Below are 20,513 nucleotides of genomic sequence, written 5' to 3' on the forward strand. Positions count from 1 at the left end.
AGGCCCGGCGCCAGCCGGCCGCGATCCGCCAGCCCCGTGCCCGCCGCGGGCGCCGCGGTGACCGTGGCCAGCCCACGGGCCATGGATCCCCACATCTGCCCCAGTTGCACCGCGCCCATAAGGAGCGATCCGGGCACGTAATCCGACGACAGGATGTCCAGCAGCCCCTCCGCCGCCAGATCCGCCGCCGCCACGTTGCCCGAATGGGACCCACCGCGCACGAGGTTCGGCCCGCCCATGATGACCTTGATCCCCGCCGACCGGCAGGCCGTCGCGGCCTCCGGCGTCGTGGGAAACTCCGCAAGCCGGATGCCGTAGCCCTTCGACACCGCGACCTGATCGGCGGTGGTGTCGTCATGGCTGGCCAGCGTCGCACCATAGCGCGCCGCCGCCGCCACCGCCGCACGCTCATGCACGACCCCGAGCCGCGCCTGAAGATCGCGCAGATCGTCAAGGTATTCGGTCAGTTGCGCCTCGCCCATGCCGTGCTTGCCGCGCAGGTAATCGCGGAACTTGTCCTCGTCGCGGAACTGGCGCTGACCCGGCGTGTGGTCCATCAGGCTGACGATGCCGACCCGGTCCTCGGGGCCGAATTCGTCAAGCTCCTCCGCCAGCGTTTCGGAACAGATCTCGGCCCGAAGGTGCAGGTGGTGACTGATCTTCAGGCACCCTTCGGCGCGCATGGCCAGGATCTCGGACGCCATCGCGCGGGCATATCGGCGATAGCCCGCCTTGGCATTCGCGGTGATCGACCCGACGCGCACCGCGTCGAAGACGGTCGTGATCCCGACCGAGGCCAGTTCACCGTCATGGGCCATGATCGCGGCGGCATGGGGCCAGTCCACCGATGGCCGCGGCGTGATGTGCCGCTCAAGGTTGTCGGTATGCAGCTCCACAAGCCCCGGTGCCACGAAATCCCCGCCGCAATCGACCGCGCCCGGCGGCACGGAGGCCCCTTCGGCCATATCCGCGATCCGCCCGTCGCGCAGGACGATCTGCCCGCGCAGGGTATCGTCGGGCAGCACGAGGGTCGCATTGGCAAGGGTCACTTCGGATGGCATGGGGACAGAACGCTTTCGGACAGGACAGGGGACATATGGCACACCGGGATGCGGCGGGTTTCGCACGATACGCGGTCTATTTCACGCCTGAACCGGGGCCGCTTGCAGAATTCGGCGCGGCGTGGCTGGGCTGGGACAGCGCGGCGGGCAGGCCATGCGCGCACCCGGACGTGCCGGGACTGCCCGCACCCGTCGCCGAGCTGACCGCGCGGCCGCGCAACTACGGGTTCCACGGCACGATCAAGGCGCCCTTCCGGCTCGCCCCCGGCACGGATGCGGACGGGCTGCGCGCGGCATTGGCGGCGTTCTGCGCGGACGCCCTGCCGGTCACGCTGGACGGGCTGCGGCTCGCCCGGATCGGGAATTTCGCGGCGCTCGTGCCGGACGGCCCGGCGGACAGCCTCGGCCGTCTCGCCGCGGGAGCGGTGGAGGCGCTGGACGGCTTCCGCGCACCGCCTACAGAAGCCGAGATCGCCCGGCGCAACCCCGACCGGCTGACTGATCGGCAGCGGGCGATGCTGGCGCTCTGGGGCTATCCCTACACGCACGCCGAGTTCCGCTTCCACATGACCCTGACCGGCCCTGTCGGGGCGCGGGCCGATGCAGTCTGTGCGGCGCTCGACCCGGTCGTGACGCCGCTGATCCCCCGGCCCTTTCGGGTGGAGGCGCTGACGCTTCTGGGCGCAGATGCGGATGACAGGTTTCACCAGATCGCCCGCTACCCGCTGGCGGCGGGATAGATCGCGGTCAGCGCCCGGTCCACCGTCGCCTCCAGCGGGCCGTCGTTGCACAGATCCACCACCGGCACGTCCGGGGGCATCACGGCACCGTCGCGGGCCAGCCGCCCGGCGATGTCACCCGCATCCTCGCGCCCGCGCCCGCGCAGGCGGGCGGCCAGAACGGCGGGCGGGGCCGACAGCCGCAGGATCACCATGGACGGGAAGGCACGGGCCGCCTGCCCCAGCACGCCGCGGGACAGGTTCACCAGAACGTCCCGGCCCGCGGACAGGTCGGCAGACAGGGACGCGGGCACCCCATAGCTCAACCCGTGGGCGCGCCAGTGCAGCACGAAATCGCCCGCGGCCATGCGGCGGGCGAACTCGACCTCGTCCACCGCATCGAAATCCTCGGCCGGGTCGCCGGGCGGGCGCGTGATGACCCGGCGCAGCCGAAGCAGGCCCGGGCGCGCCCCTTCCATCCCGCGCATGACGCTGTCCTTGCCCACGCCCGACGGCCCCACGACCGCGATCAGCCGTCCGGTCATGCGGGCTGCGGGCGGAACGCGCCCATGTCCACGCAGCGGTCGCAGACGGCATCCCGCGCCGTGGCATCGTGGAAGATCCCCAGGATCGCCGCGCCGCGCGCCTTGGCCTCGCGGATCATGTCCAGCACTACGGCCCGGTTCGCGGCATCGAGGCTCGCGGTCGGTTCGTCCAGCAAAAGCGCCGGGTAGTCATGGGCGAAGCCGCGCGCGATGTTGACCCGCTGCTGCTCGCCGCCCGAAAATGTCGATGGCCCGAGATCCCACAGCGCGCGCGGCAGGTTCAGCCGCGCCAGCAGCGCCTCGGCACGTGCCAGCGCCGCGTCGCGCACCCAGCCCACGGCCAGCAACGGTTCGGCCACCACGTCGCGGGCGGGCACACGCGGCACCACGCGCAGGAATTGGCTGACATAGCCAAGCCGCTCCCGCCGCAACCGCAGGACCGTGCGCGGGTCGGCACCGGACACGTCCACCCCGCCCACGGTGATCCGCCCGCCTTCGGTCAGGTAGTTGCCGTGGATCATGCGCATCAGCGTGGACTTGCCCACGCCCGACGCCCCGGTCAGCGCCACGCATTCCCCCGGCGCCACCCGAAGCGACGCGCCGGACAGCACCGGCAGCACCGCGCCGCCCTGGTTGTGCAGCGTGAACCGCTTGGCGACATTCTCGCAGACGATCATCGTGCCCCCCTCAGACCTGCAACACGGAGCTGACCAGAAGCTGGGTATAGCCGTGCTGCGGGTCATCCAGCACCTGGTCGGTCAGCCCCTGTTCCACGACGCGCCCATCCTTCATAACCATCAGCCGGTCCGCGAGCAGCCGCACCACGGCCAGATCATGTGTGACGATGATCGCACTCAGCCCCATTTCGCGCACGAGGCCCCGCAGAAGGTCGAGAAGCCGCGCCTGCACGCTGACATCGAGCCCGCCCGTGGGTTCGTCCATGAACACCAGCCGCGGCCCGGTCACGAGATTGCGCGCGATCTGCAACCGTTGCTGCATGCCCCCGGAAAACGCGGTGGGCCGGTCGTCCATCCGGTCGGCGGCGATCTCAACCCGGTCCAGCCAGTCGGCGGCACGGGCGCGGATATCGCCATAGTGGCGCGCGCCCACGGCCATCAACCGTTCGCCCACGTTGCCACCCGCGCTGACGCCCATGCGCAATCCGTCGCGCGCATGCTGATGGACGAAGGCCCAGTCGGTCCGGCCCAGCCGCCGCCGGTCGGGTTCCGACAGGGTCAGCGTGTCGCGCAAGGTGCCGCCCATGTCGAACAGCACTTCGCCCGTGTCCGGGACCAGATGCCCCGCCATGCAGGACAGAAGCGTGGATTTGCCCGACCCGCTTTCCCCGACGATGCCCATGACCTCGCCGGGCCACAGATCGAAGCTGACATCGGCGCAGCCGATCCGCGCGCCATAAGTCCGGGTCAGGCCGCGCACGGACAGGAGCGGCGTGTCGGGCGTGGGCGTGGCGTGCATGTTCATGCCGCACCCGCCTGCGCGGCGCCCATGTGCCCCGCCGCTTGCCGCCCGGCGCAGTAATCCGTGTCCGAGCACAGGAACATCCGCGTGCCCGCGTCGTCGGTGATGACCTCGTCAAGGTAACTGTCCGTGGCCCCGCACAGCGCACAGGGATGGTCTGCGCGGGACGGATCGAAGGGATGATCCTCGAAATCGAGGCTGACCACGCGGGTATGGGGCGGCAGCGCGTAAATCCGCTGCTCCCGCCCCGCACCGAACAACTGGATCGCGGCGCTGTCCAGCTTGGGGTTGTCGAATTTCGGGATCGGGGACGGGTCCATGACATACCGCCCCTCCACCTTCACCGGGTAGGCATAGGCGGTGGCGATGGTGCCGTGGCGCGCGATGTCTTCGTAGAGCTTCACATGCATCAGCCCGTATTCCTCCAGCGCATGCATCTTGCGCGTCTCGGTCTCGCGCGGTTCCAGGAACCGCAGGGGTTCCGGGATCGGCACCTGGTAGACAAGGATCTGCCCCTCGGTCAGGGGCGTTTCGGGGATGCGGTGACGGGTCTGGATCACCGTCGCCTCCGCCGTCGCCTCGGTCACCGCCACACCCGCCGTGCGCTCGAAGAAGGATCGGATCGACACCGCGTTGGTGGTGTCGTCCGCGCCCTGGTCGATCACCTTCAGCGTATCCTCGGGCACCAGCGTGGCCGCCATGACCTGCACCCCGCCCGTGCCCCAGCCGTAAGGCATCGGCATCTCGCGGCTGGCGAAGGGAACCTGGTAGCCGGGGATCGCCAGCGCCTTGAGGATCGCGCGGCGGATCATCCGCTTGGTCTGCTCGTCCAGATAGGCGAAGTTGTAATCGGTCATTCCGTGCCCTCCGCGCCCGCTTCGACACCGCGTCGCAGCTTGCGGATCAGTTCCAGTTCAGACTGGAAATCCACGTAATGGGGCAGCTTGATGTGTTCGAGAAACCCCGTCGCCTGGATGTTGTCGGCGTGATAGAGCACGAATTCCGCGTCCTGCGCGGGCGCGCCCACGAAATCCTCGCCCAATTCCTGCCAGCGCAGCGCGCGGTCCACCAGCGCCATGGCGATGGATTTCCGCTCCGTCTGGCCGAACACGAGGCCATAGCCGCGGGTGAACTGGGCCGGTTCGGTCTTCGATCCGGTGAACTGGTTCACGGTCTCGCATTCCGTCACCGTGATCTCGCCGATCTCGATGGCGAAGCCCAGTTCGGGGATGTCCATCTCCACCGCCACGGCACCGATACGCAACTCGCCCACGAAGGCATGGTTGCGCGCGTAGCCGCGCTGCGTGGAATAGGCGAGGCCCAAGAGGAACCCCTCGTCCGCCCGCGCCAGCGCCTGCAAGCGCAACGCGCGGTCGGCGGGCAGCTCCAGTGGCTCGCGCGTCAGGTCGGGCGGCGTGGCGTCGGTTTCGGGTTCCGGCTGGATCAGCCCTTCGCGGTTCAGGAACCCGGTGACATGGGGCACGGGACCGGCCGGCGCCGGGGCACGCGGGGCGTCGGGGGTGATCCCTTCGGCGGCCAGCGCGAAATCCAGAAGCCGGTGGGTATAGTCGAAGGTCGGTCCCAGCACCTGCCCGCCCGGCACGTCCTTGAACGTGGCCGAGATGCGCCGGTCGCAGGCCATCGCGGCGGTGTCGATTGGGCGCGACGCGCCGAAACGCGGCAAGGTCGTGCGATAGGCACGGATCAGGAAGATCGCCTCGATGAGATCACCGCGCGCCTGCTTGATCGCCAGCGCCGCAAGGTCCGGATCGTAGAGCGAGCCTTCGGCCATCACCCGGTTCACCGCCAGCGCCATCTGTTCGCGCACTTGCGCGACCGTCAGGTCCGGTAGCGTCGGGTCGCCCCGGCGTTCCTCGGCCAGCCACGCATGGGCATTGGCGATGGCGCGCGCGCCGCCTTTCACGGCCACATACATCAGACCAGAACCTTCGTGCTGCGTGGCAGAGCCGCGACATGGGTACCGCTGGTAAAGAACGTGTCCACCCCAAGCGGGAATCGCGCGGCATTGGCCGCGAAGGCCGCCGGGTCGGGCAGCGGCAGCGCGGCCTGCACGGCGATCCCCGGCCCTTCCAGCACCGTGCCGCCGGGCAAAAGCCTGTCCAGTTCCACGATCAGCGTGGCGGACCGGTCGGGGTATTCCGGCGTGCCCGCGGGATAGGCGTCGAGCGGGGTCAGCGCATCCCAGCGCCCCACGGCGAAGGCGCAATCCCCCGGACCCGCCACGACCGGCGCGCCGGTGTGAAAGGCCAGCCAGTCGCGCACGGCACCCGTTTCGCATGCCCCGGCCAGCCATACGGGCGTATCCGGGTCGCACAGCACCAGAAGCAGCGTGCCCGCCGCGGCCGACAGCGGCGCGGGCGGCGCGGCGTGGTCCAGCGTTGCGATGGTGCCGGGGCGGGCCATGACCTCCATCGCCGCGCGAAAGGCGCGCGCGCCGTCACGGGCCGGGTCGCGCAGACCGCCGGTCAGGGATGCCGCGTCCATCAGTCTTCCCCCCGCACGAGGGTCAGGAACTCCACCCGCGTCGCGGCGGCCTTTTCCGCACGGGATTGTCGTGCCGCGGTCTCCGCCGCCGCGAGCGGGTCAAGCAGCCCGTCCCGTACCCGCGGCGCGGCATCGGTCTGCATCAGCGCATCGGCAAGCGCCGCGGTGCGGGCGTGGTCCCGATCGCGGCCCTGCACGTAGGCGTGCCCGACCGTGCCGCAGGCCGACAGCCGCACGGCGCAGCGCGTCACCGTCATCTCGCCCAGATTGAACGGCGCACCCGTCGCACCGGCCCGCCCCCGGACCATCACCGCGCCGATTTCCGGTGCACGCAGCAGATCGTGGCCGGGCGTGTCACCCATGCGGTCCCACAGCGCCGCCAGCCTTGACGGATCGGCCCGCGCCAGAAGGCCCATCCAGTCGCGCCGCGCGCCGGTATCGACCTGCTCCTCGGATCGCATCGACATCTTGCAACCTTGTCTGGTATTATATACAACTAGACAAATACACCGAGCCGCGCGGTTACCGCAAGCCGTCTGATATGAAAGTTACGTGACGCCATGGCCCGAACGCCCCTGTGGAGATCCATCGCCGACAGCCTGCTCGGCGACATTTCCAACGGCCGCTACGGCCCCGGCGACAAGCTGCCGACCGAGGCGCAGTTGTCCGCGCGGTTCGACGTGAACCGGCACACGGTGCGCCGCGCGCTGGCGGAACTGGCGGATGCGGGGCTGGTGGACCCGCGCCGCGGGTCCGGCGTCTACGTGGCCGAGCGGCAGACCGACTACCCGGTGGGACGGCGCACCCGGTTCCACACGGGCATCGCCGCCGCCGGGCGCGACGGGGAAAAGCGCATCCTCGGCATCGATACCCGCGCCGCGGATCGGGAGGAAGCCGCCGCGCTCGACCTCGACCCCGGTGCGCCGATCCATGTGGTGCACGGTCTGCTGCTGGCCGACGGAAAACCCATCGGCCTGTTCCAAAGCGCCTTTCCCGCCGACCGCCTGCCCGGCCTGCCCGCCGCACTGAAGCACACGACATCGGTCACCCGCGCGCTTGCCGCCTGCGGCGTGCCGGACTACACGCGCCGCGCGACACGGCTGACGGCGAAGACCGCCAAGCCGGTGCAGGCGCGGCACCTGAAGATCGCCGAGGGCGCGCCGGTCCTGCGCAGCGTGTCGGTCAATATCGATCCTGCGGGACGCCCGGTCGAATACGGGCGAACATGGTTCGCCGGTGACCGGGTCACGCTGACCTTGGGCGATGGCTGACCGGCGCGCTCAGGCGTATCTCTCGAGAAAGGCCTCGGCCGGCAGTGCCCGGAAATCCTCCAGCGCGGCGCGCAGCCGCTCGTGATCCCAATCCCACCACGCCAGCGCGATCATGCGTTCCGCCACGCCCGGCGCATGGCGCGCCCGCACCGGCCGCGCAGGCACCCCCGCCACCACGGTGTAGGGGTCCACGTCCCGTGTCACCACCGCTCCCGCCGCCACCACGGAACCGTGGCCCAGCGTGACCTCGGGCATCACCATCGCCCCGTTGCCGATCCAGGTGTCGTGCCCGATCACCGCGCGGCGCGACCGCCGGTGCGCGAACCAGTCCGCATCCGCGTCGGCATCGTCCCAGTAATCGTCGGACCGGTAGTGGAAATGGTGCAGCGACGCCTTGTCCATCGGATGATCCGTCGCCCCGATGCGCACGAAGGCCGCGATATTGGCGAACTTGCCGACCGACGCGTTGGCGATATCGGCATAGCGGTCGCAATAGGAATAGTCCCCGATCTCGCTATGGGCGACCCGCGACCCGCGGCCGATCTCCACATAGGCGCCGAACACCACATCCGTGATCTCGCAATCGGGATGCACGAAGGGCCGGTCCGCCCTCAGCCGCGCCATGGCGCCATCTTCCGTCCTGACATATCCCCGCCGGAGGCAAGAAAATTCAATGCGTGCCCCCGCCCGCGATGAGCCGCCGCCGCAGCACGCCCGACAACCAGTCCATGAACATCACCATCAGCACGATCAGCACGATGTAATAGCTGACCTCTTCCCAATCTTTCTGAGTGATGATCGCCTGGGTCAAGAGCAGCCCGATCCCGCCGCCCGTGATCGCCCCGATCACCGTGGCGCTGCGCGTGTTGGATTCGAGGTAATAGAGGATCTGCGACAGGAAGATCGGCGTCACCTGCGGGATCACCCCGAAACGATAGCGCTGCATCGGCTTGGCCCCAGTGCTCTGCACGCCTTCGATCTGCTTGTCGTCCACGTTCTCCAGCGCCTCCGAGAACATCTTGCCGAAGCTGCCGGTATCCGTGATCAGGATCGCCAGCGCCCCGGTCATAGGGCCGGGGCCGAAGGCACGGGACAGGATGATCGTCCAGATCAGCCCGTCCACCCCGCGCACGAAGTCGAACACGCGCCGCACCGCGAACCGCACGGACCCCAGCCGGTTGAAGTTCCGCGCCGCGACGAAGGCCAGCGGCAGCGCCACAAGCGCCGCGCCCATCGTGCCGAGAAACGCCATCAGGATCGTCTCGAAGATCGCCCACATGACATCCTTGTGCCGCCACATGGCATTGTTCCAGAAATCATGCGCCATGGCGGCGACGTTCGACTTGCCCTCCACCAGCCGCGGGCCGGACACGGCCAGCGACACCAGTTCGGGCAGGCTCCTGCCGTAGAACGGACTGTCGAGCGTGAACCAGAACAATTCCCACCCGAAGGCATAGCGGTAGACCTCGGTCCGGGCGCGGGTGACAATGGCGCGCCCGCCATCCGTCCTGATGTCCACGCGCGCGCCGCTGGCGCTGATCCAGTCCGGGGTCGTGCCGCCCGGCACGTCGAGCACGATGTCGCGCCCGTCCACCGTGACCGTCACATCGCCGTAATCCGGCACGGTGAACACCAGCGTGGACCCGTCGATCACCGCTTCATGGCCCCGCGGCAGGGCGATCTCGGCCCGGTTCTCGCCCGCCATGGTCACGAAATCCGGGACCATGCCTTCGGGATAGGTGCCCTTGTTCTCGCCCTCCACCGCGAAGGTCAGGCCGCCGTTGCGGTTGTCGTGGGTCACGTGGGTCTTGTAGCTGTAGGCGTCGGACACAAGGATCGCCGCATTGTCCATCCGCGCCCGTTCCGCCAGCCCGATGATGTCGAACGCGAAGAAGACATAGACGAAATAGGCAAGGATCGCGGCGGGGACGCCGAAGTTCACCAGCCGCTTGCGGGCGAAAAGCGCGTCGGCCTCGGCTTTCAGGTCGGGCGCGAACGCGGGTTCGGCGGTGGCCATGGTCAGACCCTCCCCACAAGCTTGTTACGGTAGTGGCTCGATAGCTGGTCGAAGAACACGATGGTCAGGAACAGCAGCAGGAAGATCGCCGCGACCTCGTCATAACGCCCCTGCCCCCAGGAAAACGCGTTCTTCAGGTCATAGCCGATCCCGCCCGACCCGACGAAGCCGAGGATGGCGGAGGCACGGATGTTGATCTCGAACCGCAGCAGGGCGTAGCTGAGATAGTTCGGCGCCACCTGCGGGATCACGCCCAGCCACATCCGCTGCGACCAAGACGCGCCCACGGACGCAAGCCCCTCCACCGGCTTCAGGCTCGCGTTCTCGTTGACCTCGGAAAAAAGCTTGCCCAAGGCGCCCGCGGTATGCAGCGCGATGGCGATCATCGCGGGCACCGGCCCGCCGCCAAGGATGAAGATCAGCACCAGCGCGATGACGATTTCCGGAATCGCGCGCAGGATGTCCATGAACCGCCGGAACACGCCGATCAGCCGCGGGAACCGCGCCAGCCCGCGCGTGGACAGCAGCGAAAGCAGGATCGCGGCCATGGCACCGAGCAGGGTCGACGCTGCGGCGATGTTCAGCGTCTCGATCAGCGAGGGCAGGAACCGAACCATCAGCGCCGGGATCAGCGCGGCCTTCTCACTCGCCTCGGCCAGCACCTCGCCGGGGAACTGGAAGATGTTGAGGATGCCGTCCCAGAACCCGCCCGCGTTGCGGCTGTCGGCCAGCATGAAGCCCGACACCATCAGCGCCACGAACACCACCAGCATGATGCCGCCATACATCCGCTTGGTGCGCGCCATCGCCATGTAGTTGGCGCGGATATCGGCGGTGTCCTGCACGGTGCCTAACGACAGATCGGCCATGGGGATCTCCGGAACGAAAAGGCCGGCCCCCGGGATGGGGACCGGCCAAGGGGGTCGGTCGATTACATCTGCGACTTGCGCGCGTCGATGATCGACAGATAGGCGTCGTGGTTGATCGGCATCATGCCAAGCGCCTCACCGGCCATGAAGTTGTAGGCGCAGTCGGCATCCATGTAGGGCATCGACGCCATCATGGCGGTCATGTCCACTTTCACGCGCTCGGGCAGCGCCTTGCGCAGCACGATCGGGCCTTCGGGGATCGGCTTGGATTTCCAGATCTCGACCAGTTCGTTCATGTCCACGAGACCGGCATCCGACGCCTTGCGCAGCGCGCCGGAGTTGTAGCCGTCTTCCCACGCGCCCAGCCCGTCGGCCCAGGTCACGCCCGCGTCCACGTCGCCGTTGGCCACCGCGACGATGGTCTGTTCGTGCCCGCCGGTGAAGGTCACTTCGCCGAAGAACGCGCCGTCATCCATGGGCGCGCCGGTGATCTGGGGGATCTCGATCGCCGGGATCAGGAAACCCGAGGTGGAGTTCGGATCGCCGAAGCCGAAGACCTTGCCTTCCATGTCCTGAAGCGACGTGATGCCGCTGTCCACACGGGCGAAGCCGATGGAATGATAGCCATACGACCCGTCCACGTTGACCTTGACCAGCACGGGTTCCACCGCCTCGGGGTCGGTCAGATAGGTCTTGGCATAGGCCGATGCGCCCAGCCACGCCATGTCGATGGTGCCGCCCAGCAGCCCCTGGATCACGCCGTCATAATCGGCGGGGGTGAACAGGCGCGTCGGCACGCCGAGAAGTTCCTCGGTCTTGGCGCGCACGCACTCGTTGGAGGTCATGCGGTCCTGCGCGTTCTCGCCGCCCAGGATGCCGATACGGAATTCGGTGATCTCCTGCGCGGTGGCGGGAACGATCAGCGCGGTGGTGGCCAGTGCGGCCGCAAGGATGGTTTTCATGGGTCTCTCCAGGTTGGCAGGCCCGGCAGGCCGCCGGGCGTTCGGGTCGTGAACGGTTCAGATCACCGCTTCGGCGTCGCGCAGGGCCCGCGCCCGGGCGGGCGCATCCAGCGCGTCGATGGAGGTCGAGGTCGCGGCTTCGGAAAAGCTCGCGTCCGCGCCATAGATGTCGCGCGCCACGCCGGTGGTCAGTTGCTCCGGCGTGCCGTCGAACACCACGCGCCCCTGCCGCATCCCGATCACCCGGTCGCAATAACGCCGCGCGGTATCGAGCGTGTGCAGGTTCGCGATCACCATGCGCCCGTCCTCGTCATGGATGCGGCGCAGCGCATCCATCACGATCTGGGCGTTCATCGGGTCGAGACTGGCAATCGGCTCATCCGCCAGGATGATCTTCGGGTCCTGCATCAGCGCGCGGGCGATGGCGACGCGCTGCTGCTGGCCGCCCGACAGCGCCTCGGCCCGCTTGGGCGCCTGCGACGCGATCCCGAGCCGGTCGAGGATCTCGATGGCCCGGTGAATGTCCGATTGCGGGTAAAGGTTGAACATCGTCGCCAGCGTCGAGCGGCGGTTCAGGGTGCCGTGCAGCACGTTGCTGACCACGTCCATCCGCGGCACGAGGTTGAACTGCTGGAAGATCATCGCGCATTGCGCCTGCCATGCGCGCTTGGCGGCCCCTTGCAGGTGCGTCACGTCGCGCCCCTCGAAGGCGATCGTGCCCGCGGTCGCGTCGCTCAGGCGGTTGACCATGCGCAGCAGCGTGGACTTGCCTGCGCCGGATGCGCCGATGATCCCGATCATCCCGGGTTCCGGGAACTCGAGCGTGACCGCGTCCACCGCGGTGTTCGGTCCGAAACGCTTCGTCAGCCGGTCGAATGTCAGCATGGATGCCCCGTTCATGTCCCGTGCGGGCTACCCGGTTCCTCCGACCCTTTTGTGTACGTATCGTAACAGTTCCATGAAACGGACTGGGCTGACGCAAGGATATCTGCCCCCGGCCGCGCGGAACCGTCCCGGCCGCCCGCGAAACGGGCAGCCGGGCGGTTCGGGGATTCGCGCGGGTCAGCCCGCGGCGGCCAGAAGCCGCGCGTTGCCGCCGGCCGCGGTGGTATCGATGCACACATGCCGTTCGACCACGCAGCGGTCGGCCATGTCGCCCTCGGCCATCAGCGGCAGGATCGCGCCGTCGCGCGCCGCCAGCGCCCGGCGCACCGCGCGCAGGTCGTCCTCCGCCGCCCAGAGCGCCACGCCGTCGAACCCGGTCAGCTCCGTCAGCGCGGCGCGGTCCAGCACCCCGTCCACCACCAGCGGCCCCACGGCGCCCGGTGCCACCATCACCGCACGGCAGCCATGGGCCTGGGCGATGCGCGCCTGTTCCTGTGCCGCCGCCGCCGTCGGGCCAAGGCACAGGATCACCCCGCGCCCGAAGACCGACAGCCGGTTGCTTTCGCCCGTGGGCCCCGGCAGCGACTGGGCGGAGATCGCCCCCGGCTGTGCCCCGCCCGCGCGGGTCAGCGCCGCCTGCACCGACGCCACGTCCGCCGCCGCACCCGGCTGCGCCGCGAGCCTGCGCGCCGTCGCCTTGGTGAAGCGCGCAACGTAATTCGGCCCGCCCGCCTTGGGTCCCGTGCCCGACATCCCCTCGCCGCCGAAGGGCTGGCTGCCCACGATCGCGCCGATCTGGTTGCGGTTGACATAGATGTTGCCGACCTTCAGCGCCGCCGTCACCGCCTCCACCCGGTCGTCGATCCGGCTGTGGATGCCGAAGGTCAGCCCGAAGCCCGACCCGTTCACATCCGCGATCACCCGGTCGAGATCGCGCGCCTTGAACCGCGCCACATGCAGCACCGGCCCGAAGACCTCGCGGTCCATCGCCTTGATCCCGTCCACCGCGATCACCGCGGGCGCGACGAAGCTGCCAGTATCCGGCACAGCCAGTTCCTTAAGCAGCCGTCCCTCGGCGCGGGCCTGTGCGACATAGGCGGCGATGTCGTCCCGGGCGGTTTCGGTGATGACCGGCCCCACATCGGTGGAAATCTCCCACGGGTCGCCCAGCCGCAGCGCGTCCATCGCGCCATAGAGCATCTCCAGCACGCCGTCGGCCACGTCTTCCTGCACGTAAAGGCAGCGCAGCGCCGAACAGCGCTGGCCCGCCGACTGGAACGCGCTCGCCACGATGTCCTTGACCGCCTGTTCCGGCAGCGCGGTGCTGTCCACGATCATCGCGTTCAAGCCCCCGGTTTCCGCCACCAGCGGCGCGGTCGGCGCAAGGTGCTCCGCCATGGTCCGGTTGATCCGCTGCGCCGTCGCCGTTGAACCGGTGAAGCACACCCCGGCGACGCGGGCATCCCCAGTCAGCGCGGCCCCCACCGAGGCCCCGGTGCCCGGCAGCAGTTGCAGCACGTCGCGCGGCACGCCCGCGTCATGCAGGCAAGCCACGGCGATCCCGGCGGTCAGCGCGGTCGTCTCGGCTGGCTTGGCCAGCACGCCGTTGCCCGCCGCAAGACAGGCCGCGACCTGCCCGGTGAAGATCGCCAGCGGGAAGTTCCACGGGCTGATGCAGGTCATCACGCCCCGGGCCGAGGCCTCCAGCTCCCGCCCGCGCGCCGCATAGTAGCGCAGGAAATCCACAGCCTCGCGCAACTCGCCCACGGCATCGAAAAGGCTCTTGCCCGCCTCGCGCGCCAGCAGCGCGAAGATCTCGCCGAAGCGGTCTTCCATCAGGTCGGCGGCACGGTTCAGCACATTGGCGCGGTCCCCGGCGGGGGCCTTCCACACGGTCGCGGCGGCAAGTGCGGCCTCCACCTCCGCCTCGGTCGCGTCGCGGACATGGCCCACCACGTCGCCGGGGCGCGCGGGGTTCACGACCGGATGGCCGTCGCCCTCGGCAACCTCCCCCGCGATCACCGGTGCCACCGCCCAGCGATGATCGGCAAAGGGCGCGCGCGCCGCCTCGATCTCCGCCAGGTCGGCCCGGTCGCGCAGGTTCCAGCCCCGCGCGTTGCGCCGCTCGGGCGCGAAAAGGTCCGCAGGCGGCACCACCGCGCGGTTCGTGCCCCCCCGGTCGAAGGCGTCGAACGGGTCGGCGGCCACCACCTCCGGCGGGACGCTGTCATCCACGATCTGGTTCACGAAACTGGAATTCGCGCCGTTTTCCAGAAGCCGCCGCACGAGATAGGCGAGCAGGTCCCGATGCGCCCCCACCGGCGCATAGATGCGGCAGCGCACGCCCTTTTCGCCCGCCAGCACCAGATCGTGCAGCGCGGCGCCCATCCCGTGCAGGCGCTGAAACTCGAACCGCGACAGGTCTTTGCCCGCCAGTTCCAGCACCGCCGCCACCGTATGCGCGTTATGCGTGGCGAATTGCGGGTAGACCCGGTCGGTCATGCCCAGCAGCTTTTCGGCACACAGGATGAAATGCACATCCGTCGCCTCCTTGCGCTGGAAGACCGGGAAGCCGGGCAGGCCATCGACCTGCGCGCGCTTGATCTCGGTATCCCAATAGGCACCCTTCACGAGCCGCACCATGATCCGGCGGTCCAGTTCCACGGCCAGCGCGTGCAGCCAGTCGATCGTATGCCCCGCCCGCTTGCCATAGGCCTGCACGACCACGCCGAACCCGTCCCAGCCCGCAAGGCTGCCGTCACGCAGCACCGCTTCGATCACGTCGAGGCTCAGGTCCAGCCGGTCGGCCTCTTCCGCGTCGATGTTCAACCCCATGCCCGCGGCGCGCGCCTGCTGCGCCAGCGCCAGCACGCGCGGGACCAGTTCCGCCATGACCGCGTCGCGTTGCGTCTCGTCATAGCGCGGATGCAGCGCCGACAGCTTGATCGAGATGCCGGGATTGTCGCGGATATCGCTTGCCTTGCACTCCCCCGCCAGCCGGGAAATCGCCTGCGCATAGGCGTCGTAGTAATCCTGCGCATCCCCGGCGGTCAGCGCCGCCTCTCCCAGCATGTCATAGGAATAGGTGTAGCCCTTGGCCTGCATGGACCGGCCACGTTCCACCGCCTTTTCGATGGTCTCGCCCAGCACGAACTGCGCGCCCATCTCGCGCATGGCGCGGCCGACGGCGGTGCGGATCACCGGCTCCCCCAGCCGCCGCACGGCGCCGCGCAGGGTCTGCGCAAGCCCGGTGCTGTCCTTCAGCACCTTGCCGGTCAGCATCAGCCCCCATGTGGCCGCGTTGACCATGGGCGAGCTGGAATGCCCCAGATGCGCGCCCCATGCGCCGGGGGCGATCTTGTCCTCGATCAGCGCGTCGATGGTGGAGGCATCCGGCACGCGCAGCAGCGCCTCGGCCAGGCACATCAGCGCGATGCCTTCCTCCGTGGACAGGCCGTATTCCGCCAGGAACACCTCCATCAGCCCCGGACGCGCGTCGTTGCGGATACCCTTCACCAGCTTGACCGCGCGATCCCCTGCCGCGGCACGCAGCCCGCCGTCGATGGCCGATCCGGCCCGCAGCGCCGCGATCACGTCGGCATCGGGGGCAAGCGTGCCATGGCGAAGCGTCAGGCGGATGTCGTCGAGCGTGGTCATGGGCAGAACCTCCTGCACAGGGTGATGGGGCAGGCTACACCGGCTTGCCACGGTCTGTCAGACCGAAGATGATGTAAACACCACCCCAACGCATCGCGTTGGGTATCCATGACAGCACGATTGGACTGCACCATGGCCGAAGACAGGCCGATCGACCGCACCGACCGCCGCATCCTCGACGAATTGGCGCGGGATGGGCGGCTGTCGGTCACGGAACTGGCCCGCCGGGTGGGCCTGTCGAAAAGCCCCGCGCAGGTGCGGCTGCGGCGGTTGCAGGCGGCGGGCTATATCCTTGGGTTCCGCGCGGTGATCGACATGGCCCGCCTCGGGCGCGACCACATCGCCTTCGTCGAGGTGAAACTGGCCGACACCACGGAACCGGCGCTGCGCGCCTTCAACACCGCCGTCCGCGCGATCCCCGAGATAGAACAATGCCACATGATCGCCGGGGCGTTCGATTACCTGCTGAAAGTGCGCACCACCGACATCGCCAGCTACCGGCAGGTGTTGGGCGAGCGAATTTCTCAACTGCCCCATGTCGCCAGCACATCGACCCATGTGTCCATGCAGGCGGTGAAGGACAGCGGACCGTGAGGCTGGCCCGCTACCGCGCGTGTCGATCCCTGCAGGCCCCGTGCGTGGCAAAACCTGCGCCCCGCCGCGCGCGGCGCCCCTTGCGGCCGCCCGCGCGCCATGGCCTGTTGCCGCCATGCGCATCGCCCTTGCTCTCGCCCTGATCCTGCCCACCGCCGCCGCAGCGCAGGACGCCAAGCGCGCCCTGGGGCCGGAGGCGCGCCCGACCGTCACCAACGCCCCGACCGCCACCGGGCCGGGGCCGCGCTTCGCCGACCGCGCCGACGACCTGCCGGGCACCCCCCATGTCTATGGCGGCGGGTGGGAACATTTTGTGGGCGGCGGGGTCGCGGTGTTCGACTGCGATGGCGACGCCCGCCCCGACATCGTGGCGGCGGGCGGGGAGAACCCAGTCAGCGCCTATCGCAACGTGACGCCGGCAGGCGGGCGGATCGCCTTCGCGCCACTGACCATCGCGCCGTTAGAAGAGGTCACCGGCGTCACCGGTGCATATCCCCTGGATATCGACGGCGACGGGGCGATGGACCTGTTCGTGCTGCGGGTGGGCCCGAACATCGTGCTGCGCGGGCAGGGCGACTGCCGCTTCACCGACGCCACCGCCGACTGGGGCATCGCCCCCGGCGACGCATGGTCCACCGCCTTCAGCGCGACATGGGAACCGGGGCGGAATCTCCCCACGCTCGCCATCGGCAACTACGTGGACCGCACGAACCCCGAGGGCCCTTTCGGCACCTGCGACGACAACACGCTCCTGCGCCCGGCGGCTGAGGGCGACCGCTACGGCCCGCCCATCCCGCTTTCACCCGGATTCTGCACGCTCTCGGCGCTCTTTACCGACTGGGACCGACGCGGGCGCGCCGACCTGCGCCTGTCCAACGACCGGCACTATTACGTGCGCGGCGGGGCGGAACAGATGTGGCGGATGGATCCCCTGCACCTGCTCGGCCCCGATGACGGCTGGCGCGACGTGTCGATCTGGGGCATGGGCATCGCCAGCCGGGACCTGACGGGCGACGGGCGCCCTGAGGTCATGCTGACCTCCATGGGTGACCAGCTTCTGCAATTCGCCACCGAAGACGGCTACGCCGACGCGCCATGGGGCACCGGCAGCCAGGCCACGCGCCCCCATGCGGGCGACGATGGCCGCCCCTCCACCGGCTGGCACGCGCAATTCGGCGATGTGGACAATGACGGCCTGCCGGACCTGTTCATCGCCAAGGGCAACGTGGACCAGATGCCCGACATGGCCATGCGCGACCCCAACAACCTGCTGATGGGCCAGCCCGACGGCACGTTCCGGGAAGCCTCGGTGGCGGCGGGCATCGCCACGATGGACCGCGCGCGGGGCGCGGCGCTGGCGGATCTGAACGCCGACGGGCGGCTCGATCTCGTGGTGGTCAACCGCCGCGCACCGCTGGAATTGTGGGAAAACGTCAGCGAAGGCACCGGCCACTGGCTGGCGGTGACGGTCGCGCAAGACGGCCCGAACCGCGATGCCGTCGGCGGGTGGCTCGCATTGCGCGATGACACGGGCCGCGTGCAGACGCAGGAGATCACCGTGGGCGGCGGCCATGCGGGCGGTCAGGCGGGGCCGCTCCATTTCGGGCTGGGCGACGCCAACCGCGCGGAACTGCGCGTGATCTGGCCGGACGGAACTACCTCCGCGTGGCAGACGGTCGCCGCCGACCAACACGTCAAGATCCGCCGCTGACCCGCGGCGCCGTCTCCAGACCCATCTCGGCCAGCACATCCACGGCGCGGCCGGGATAGTCGGTGATGATCCCGTCCACCCCCATCGCCGCCATCGCCGCGATGTTGCCCGCATCGTTCACCGTCCAGACATGCACCAGCAGCCCCAGCCTTCGCGCCCGCGCCAGCCGCGCGGGCGTCAGATCTTGCCAGAACGGACACCATACCTGCGCACCCATGCCGGCCAGCCCTGCGGGCAGATCGTCGGGCCCGCCGTCATGCCCCGCCAGCCACGGCGAGCCCGGCCAGACCGTTTTCGCCACGTGGCTGAGACCTGACAGCACCACACCGGCCCCGCGCGCGGCCACCAGCACGCGCCAGTCGAAGGATTGCAGGATCACCCGGGCGGCGATGCCCGCGGCACGCACCTCGGTCAGCACCTGCGCCACCATGTCCGCGGGCGGCGGGGTCAGGTCGGGCGCGGTCGGGTCGGACTTGACCTCTAGCGTCAGCACGAACCCCGGCCGCGCCGCCGCCCAGGCGCAGAGCGTCCGCAGGGTCGGCACGCGCGCCCCAAGCACCGCGCGCTGGTTCGGGAACGACCGCGACGCCCCCGATCCGGGCCGCAACCCGCCCACGTCCAGCCGCGCGACCTCTGCCGCCGTCAGGTCGATCACCCGCAGCCCCGCACAAAGCCAGACGCCATCGGCGCCGCGCGTCTTGTCTGGGTCGAGCACAGGGTCATGGACCACCACCGGCACGCCATCCGCGGTCACGGCCAGATCGATCTCCGCCGCCACGACGCCGATGGCGTCCAGATGATCCAATCCCGCAAGCGTGTTCTCCGGTAAAATCCCGCGGGCGCCGCGGTGACCGAGCACCACGCAACGCCCGCCATCGCCGCGCAGCCGCGCGACCAGCGACATCAGCCCGCCGCGCGCAACGCTTCGGTGTTCGTGTCGAAATCCGCCGCGTCGTGGCGTTCGTGCAATTGCTCTTCCGGGTCGCCGAAGGTGCGGTTCACCATCCGCCCGCGCTGCACCGCGGGCCGGTCGAGGATCATGTCGGCCCAGCGGCGCACGTTCTTGTATTCATGCACCGACAGGAACGTGCCCGCATTGTATTGCCGCCCGAGCACGAGGTTCCCGTACCACGGCCAGATCGCCATGTCGGCGATGGTGTAGTCCTCGCCCGCGATGAAGGTCCGATCCGCCAGCGCCCGGTCGAGCACGTCGAGCTGCCGCTTCACCTCCATGGCGAAGCGGTCGATGGCATATTCGATCTTTTCCGGTGCATAGGCGTAGAAATGCCCGAACCCGCCGCCCAGATACGGCGCCGACCCCATCTGCCAGAACAGCCAGTTGAGCGTCTCTGTCCGCCCGTCGACATCCGCGGGCAGGAAGGCGCCGAACTTCTCGGCGAGATACAGCAGGATCGCCCCGCTTTCGAATACCCGCCGCGGCGTGTCGCCGGACCGGTCCACCAGTGCGGGGATCTTGGAATTCGGGTTGATGTCCACGAAACCCGACCCGAACTGGTCGCCATCGCCGATGCGGATCAGCCAGGCGTCGTATTCGGCATCCTTGTGACCGGCGGCGAGAAGCTCCTCGAACATCACCGTGACCTTCACCCCGTTGGGCGTGCCCATCGAATAAAGCTGGAACGGGTGCTTGCCGACCGGCAGGTCCTTGTCATGTGTCGGCCCGGAGATGGGCCGGTTGGTCGACGCAAAAGTGCCGCCGTTTTCCTTGTCCCAGGTCCAGACCTCGGGCGGGGTGTATGCAGTGCTGTCAGCCATGATCGTGCCTTTCCGTGTCGGTATGCGCCTGTCGCGCGGTTACCGCGAACATATGCAAGCGCGCGGAAACCGGAAGGGGGTCAGATCATCCGCAACGCGCCGCCATAGGCCGCAAGCCGCCGGTCGGCGGTCACGAAGACCATCCCTTCGACCTGCGCCTGCGCGATCAGAAGCCGGTCGAAAGGGTCGCCGTGATGGGCGGGCATGGTGGCCAGCGGCAGACAATGTCGCCCGTCCACAGGCACTTCCGCGTAGCCGTTGGCCAGCAGACCGCCACGCAGCACGCCCGGATCGGTCCTGAAATCGGGCCGGTCGAGCGCACGCTTGATCGCCACCTCCCAGATGCTCGCCGCGCTGAAGCACAGGTCATGTGCGGGATCGAGCAGCAGGTCACGCGCCTGTGCCGTCAGCCGCGCATCGCCCGCCGCCGCCCAGAGCAGCACATGGGTATCCAGCAACAAC

Annotated in this window: 21 protein-coding genes; 4 read left to right on the plus strand and 17 right to left on the minus strand. The window is 69.1% G+C overall.

All coding sequences use genetic code 11. The features are described from left to right. The coding region (locus DDE13_RS15740; protein WP_111405237.1) for an alpha-D-ribose 1-methylphosphonate 5-triphosphate diphosphatase at window positions 1–1,061 on the minus strand (1,061 nt) is incomplete at its 3' end. Between the two features lie 35 nt (window positions 1,062–1,096). Here DDE13_RS15740 and DDE13_RS15745 point away from each other — a divergent pair. Further along, window positions 1,097–1,801: a DUF1045 domain-containing protein gene (locus DDE13_RS15745; protein WP_111405238.1), complete on the plus strand. Its 705-nt coding sequence runs from the start codon at window positions 1,097–1,099 to the stop codon at window positions 1,799–1,801. Here the strand turns inward: DDE13_RS15745 and phnN are convergent. Genes phnN through phnG form a run of 7 tightly spaced genes read right to left on the minus strand, consistent with a single transcriptional unit; the run spans window position 1,780 to window position 6,770 of the window. After that, window positions 1,780–2,325 carry a phosphonate metabolism protein/1,5-bisphosphokinase (PRPP-forming) PhnN gene (phnN, locus tag DDE13_RS15750; protein ID WP_111405239.1) on the minus strand — a complete coding sequence of 182 codons (546 nt, stop codon included), beginning with the start codon at window positions 2,323–2,325 and terminating at the stop codon, window positions 1,780–1,782. The genes DDE13_RS15745 and phnN overlap by 22 nt on opposite strands. Further along, window positions 2,322–3,002 carry a phosphonate C-P lyase system protein PhnL gene (gene phnL, locus DDE13_RS15755; RefSeq protein WP_111405240.1) on the minus strand — a complete coding sequence of 227 codons (681 nt, stop codon included), beginning with the start codon at window positions 3,000–3,002 and terminating at the stop codon, window positions 2,322–2,324. The genes phnN and phnL overlap by 4 nt, the downstream gene beginning before the upstream one ends. A 10-nt stretch (window positions 3,003–3,012) precedes the next feature. Further along, on the minus strand, window positions 3,013–3,801 hold the full coding sequence (gene phnK, locus DDE13_RS15760) for a phosphonate C-P lyase system protein PhnK (protein ID WP_111405241.1): 789 nt from the start codon (window positions 3,799–3,801) through the stop codon (window positions 3,013–3,015). A 2-nt stretch (window positions 3,802–3,803) separates the two neighbouring features. Then, on the minus strand, window positions 3,804–4,661 hold the full coding sequence (locus DDE13_RS15765) for an alpha-D-ribose 1-methylphosphonate 5-phosphate C-P-lyase PhnJ (protein ID WP_111405242.1): 858 nt from the start codon (window positions 4,659–4,661) through the stop codon (window positions 3,804–3,806). Next, complete coding sequence (locus DDE13_RS15770) at window positions 4,658–5,740, minus strand: carbon-phosphorus lyase complex subunit PhnI (protein WP_111405243.1); 1,083 nt, start codon at window positions 5,738–5,740, stop codon at window positions 4,658–4,660. Before DDE13_RS15770 ends, DDE13_RS15765 begins: the two co-directional genes overlap by 4 nt. Continuing rightward, window positions 5,740–6,309: a phosphonate C-P lyase system protein PhnH gene (gene phnH, locus DDE13_RS15775; protein ID WP_111405244.1), complete on the minus strand. Its 570-nt coding sequence runs from the start codon at window positions 6,307–6,309 to the stop codon at window positions 5,740–5,742. The genes DDE13_RS15770 and phnH overlap by 1 nt, the downstream gene beginning before the upstream one ends. Next, window positions 6,309–6,770, minus strand: a complete 462-nt coding sequence (gene phnG / locus DDE13_RS15780; protein WP_111405262.1) for a phosphonate C-P lyase system protein PhnG — start codon at window positions 6,768–6,770, stop codon at window positions 6,309–6,311. The genes phnH and phnG overlap by 1 nt, the downstream gene beginning before the upstream one ends. A gap of 99 nt (window positions 6,771–6,869) precedes the next feature. Between phnG and phnF the strand changes: the two genes are divergently transcribed. Next, window positions 6,870–7,580: a phosphonate metabolism transcriptional regulator PhnF gene (phnF, locus tag DDE13_RS15785; RefSeq protein WP_111405245.1), complete on the plus strand. Its 711-nt coding sequence runs from the start codon at window positions 6,870–6,872 to the stop codon at window positions 7,578–7,580. A gap of 9 nt (window positions 7,581–7,589) precedes the next feature. Here phnF and DDE13_RS15790 read toward each other — a convergent pair whose 3' ends face one another. The 6 genes from DDE13_RS15790 to putA form a co-directional block, all read right to left on the minus strand. After that, window positions 7,590–8,204 carry a chloramphenicol acetyltransferase gene (locus DDE13_RS15790; protein ID WP_111405246.1) on the minus strand — a complete coding sequence of 205 codons (615 nt, stop codon included), beginning with the start codon at window positions 8,202–8,204 and terminating at the stop codon, window positions 7,590–7,592. Window positions 8,205–8,250: 46 nt separating this feature from the next. Beyond that, on the minus strand, window positions 8,251–9,597 hold the full coding sequence (phnE, locus tag DDE13_RS15795) for a phosphonate ABC transporter, permease protein PhnE (RefSeq protein WP_111405247.1): 1,347 nt from the start codon (window positions 9,595–9,597) through the stop codon (window positions 8,251–8,253). A 2-nt stretch (window positions 9,598–9,599) separates the two neighbouring features. Then, the gene (phnE, locus tag DDE13_RS15800) at window positions 9,600–10,466 is read right to left on the minus strand and encodes a phosphonate ABC transporter, permease protein PhnE (RefSeq protein WP_111405248.1); all 867 of its coding nucleotides are present in this window, start codon (window positions 10,464–10,466) and stop codon (window positions 9,600–9,602) included. 62 nt (window positions 10,467–10,528) lie between these two features. Then, complete coding sequence (gene phnD / locus DDE13_RS15805; protein ID WP_111405249.1) at window positions 10,529–11,428, minus strand: phosphonate ABC transporter substrate-binding protein; 900 nt, start codon at window positions 11,426–11,428, stop codon at window positions 10,529–10,531. 57 nt (window positions 11,429–11,485) lie between these two features. After that, complete coding sequence (gene phnC, locus DDE13_RS15810; protein ID WP_111405263.1) at window positions 11,486–12,313, minus strand: phosphonate ABC transporter ATP-binding protein; 828 nt, start codon at window positions 12,311–12,313, stop codon at window positions 11,486–11,488. Window positions 12,314–12,490: 177 nt separating this feature from the next. After that, complete coding sequence (putA, locus tag DDE13_RS15815) at window positions 12,491–15,970, minus strand: bifunctional proline dehydrogenase/L-glutamate gamma-semialdehyde dehydrogenase PutA (protein WP_111405250.1); 3,480 nt, start codon at window positions 15,968–15,970, stop codon at window positions 12,491–12,493. 132 nt (window positions 15,971–16,102) lie between these two features. On the opposite strand from putA, the gene DDE13_RS15820 reads away from it, so the two are divergent. Then, window positions 16,103–16,564 carry an Lrp/AsnC family transcriptional regulator gene (locus DDE13_RS15820; RefSeq protein WP_222626119.1) on the plus strand — a complete coding sequence of 154 codons (462 nt, stop codon included), beginning with the start codon at window positions 16,103–16,105 and terminating at the stop codon, window positions 16,562–16,564. A gap of 115 nt (window positions 16,565–16,679) precedes the next feature. Beyond that, complete coding sequence (locus DDE13_RS15825; RefSeq protein WP_111405264.1) at window positions 16,680–18,275, plus strand: CRTAC1 family protein; 1,596 nt, start codon at window positions 16,680–16,682, stop codon at window positions 18,273–18,275. Here the strand turns inward: DDE13_RS15825 and DDE13_RS15830 are convergent. From DDE13_RS15830 to DDE13_RS15840, 3 genes are all read right to left on the minus strand, one after another. Beyond that, window positions 18,259–19,179, minus strand: a complete 921-nt coding sequence (locus DDE13_RS15830) for a glycerophosphodiester phosphodiesterase family protein (RefSeq protein ID WP_111405252.1) — start codon at window positions 19,177–19,179, stop codon at window positions 18,259–18,261. The genes DDE13_RS15825 and DDE13_RS15830 overlap by 17 nt on opposite strands. Further along, window positions 19,179–20,051, minus strand: coding sequence for a glutathione-dependent disulfide-bond oxidoreductase (gene yghU / locus DDE13_RS15835; protein WP_111405253.1), 873 nt, complete (start codon window positions 20,049–20,051; stop codon window positions 19,179–19,181). Before yghU ends, DDE13_RS15830 begins: the two co-directional genes overlap by 1 nt. A gap of 80 nt (window positions 20,052–20,131) precedes the next feature. Further along, window positions 20,132–20,509: a type II toxin-antitoxin system VapC family toxin gene (locus tag DDE13_RS15840; RefSeq protein ID WP_235868732.1), complete on the minus strand. Its 378-nt coding sequence runs from the start codon at window positions 20,507–20,509 to the stop codon at window positions 20,132–20,134. Window positions 20,510–20,513 lie beyond the last annotated feature (4 nt).

This window comes from Meridianimarinicoccus zhengii, assembly GCF_003254465.1.
Taxonomy (GTDB): Bacteria; Pseudomonadota; Alphaproteobacteria; order Rhodobacterales; family Rhodobacteraceae; genus Meridianimarinicoccus; species Meridianimarinicoccus zhengii.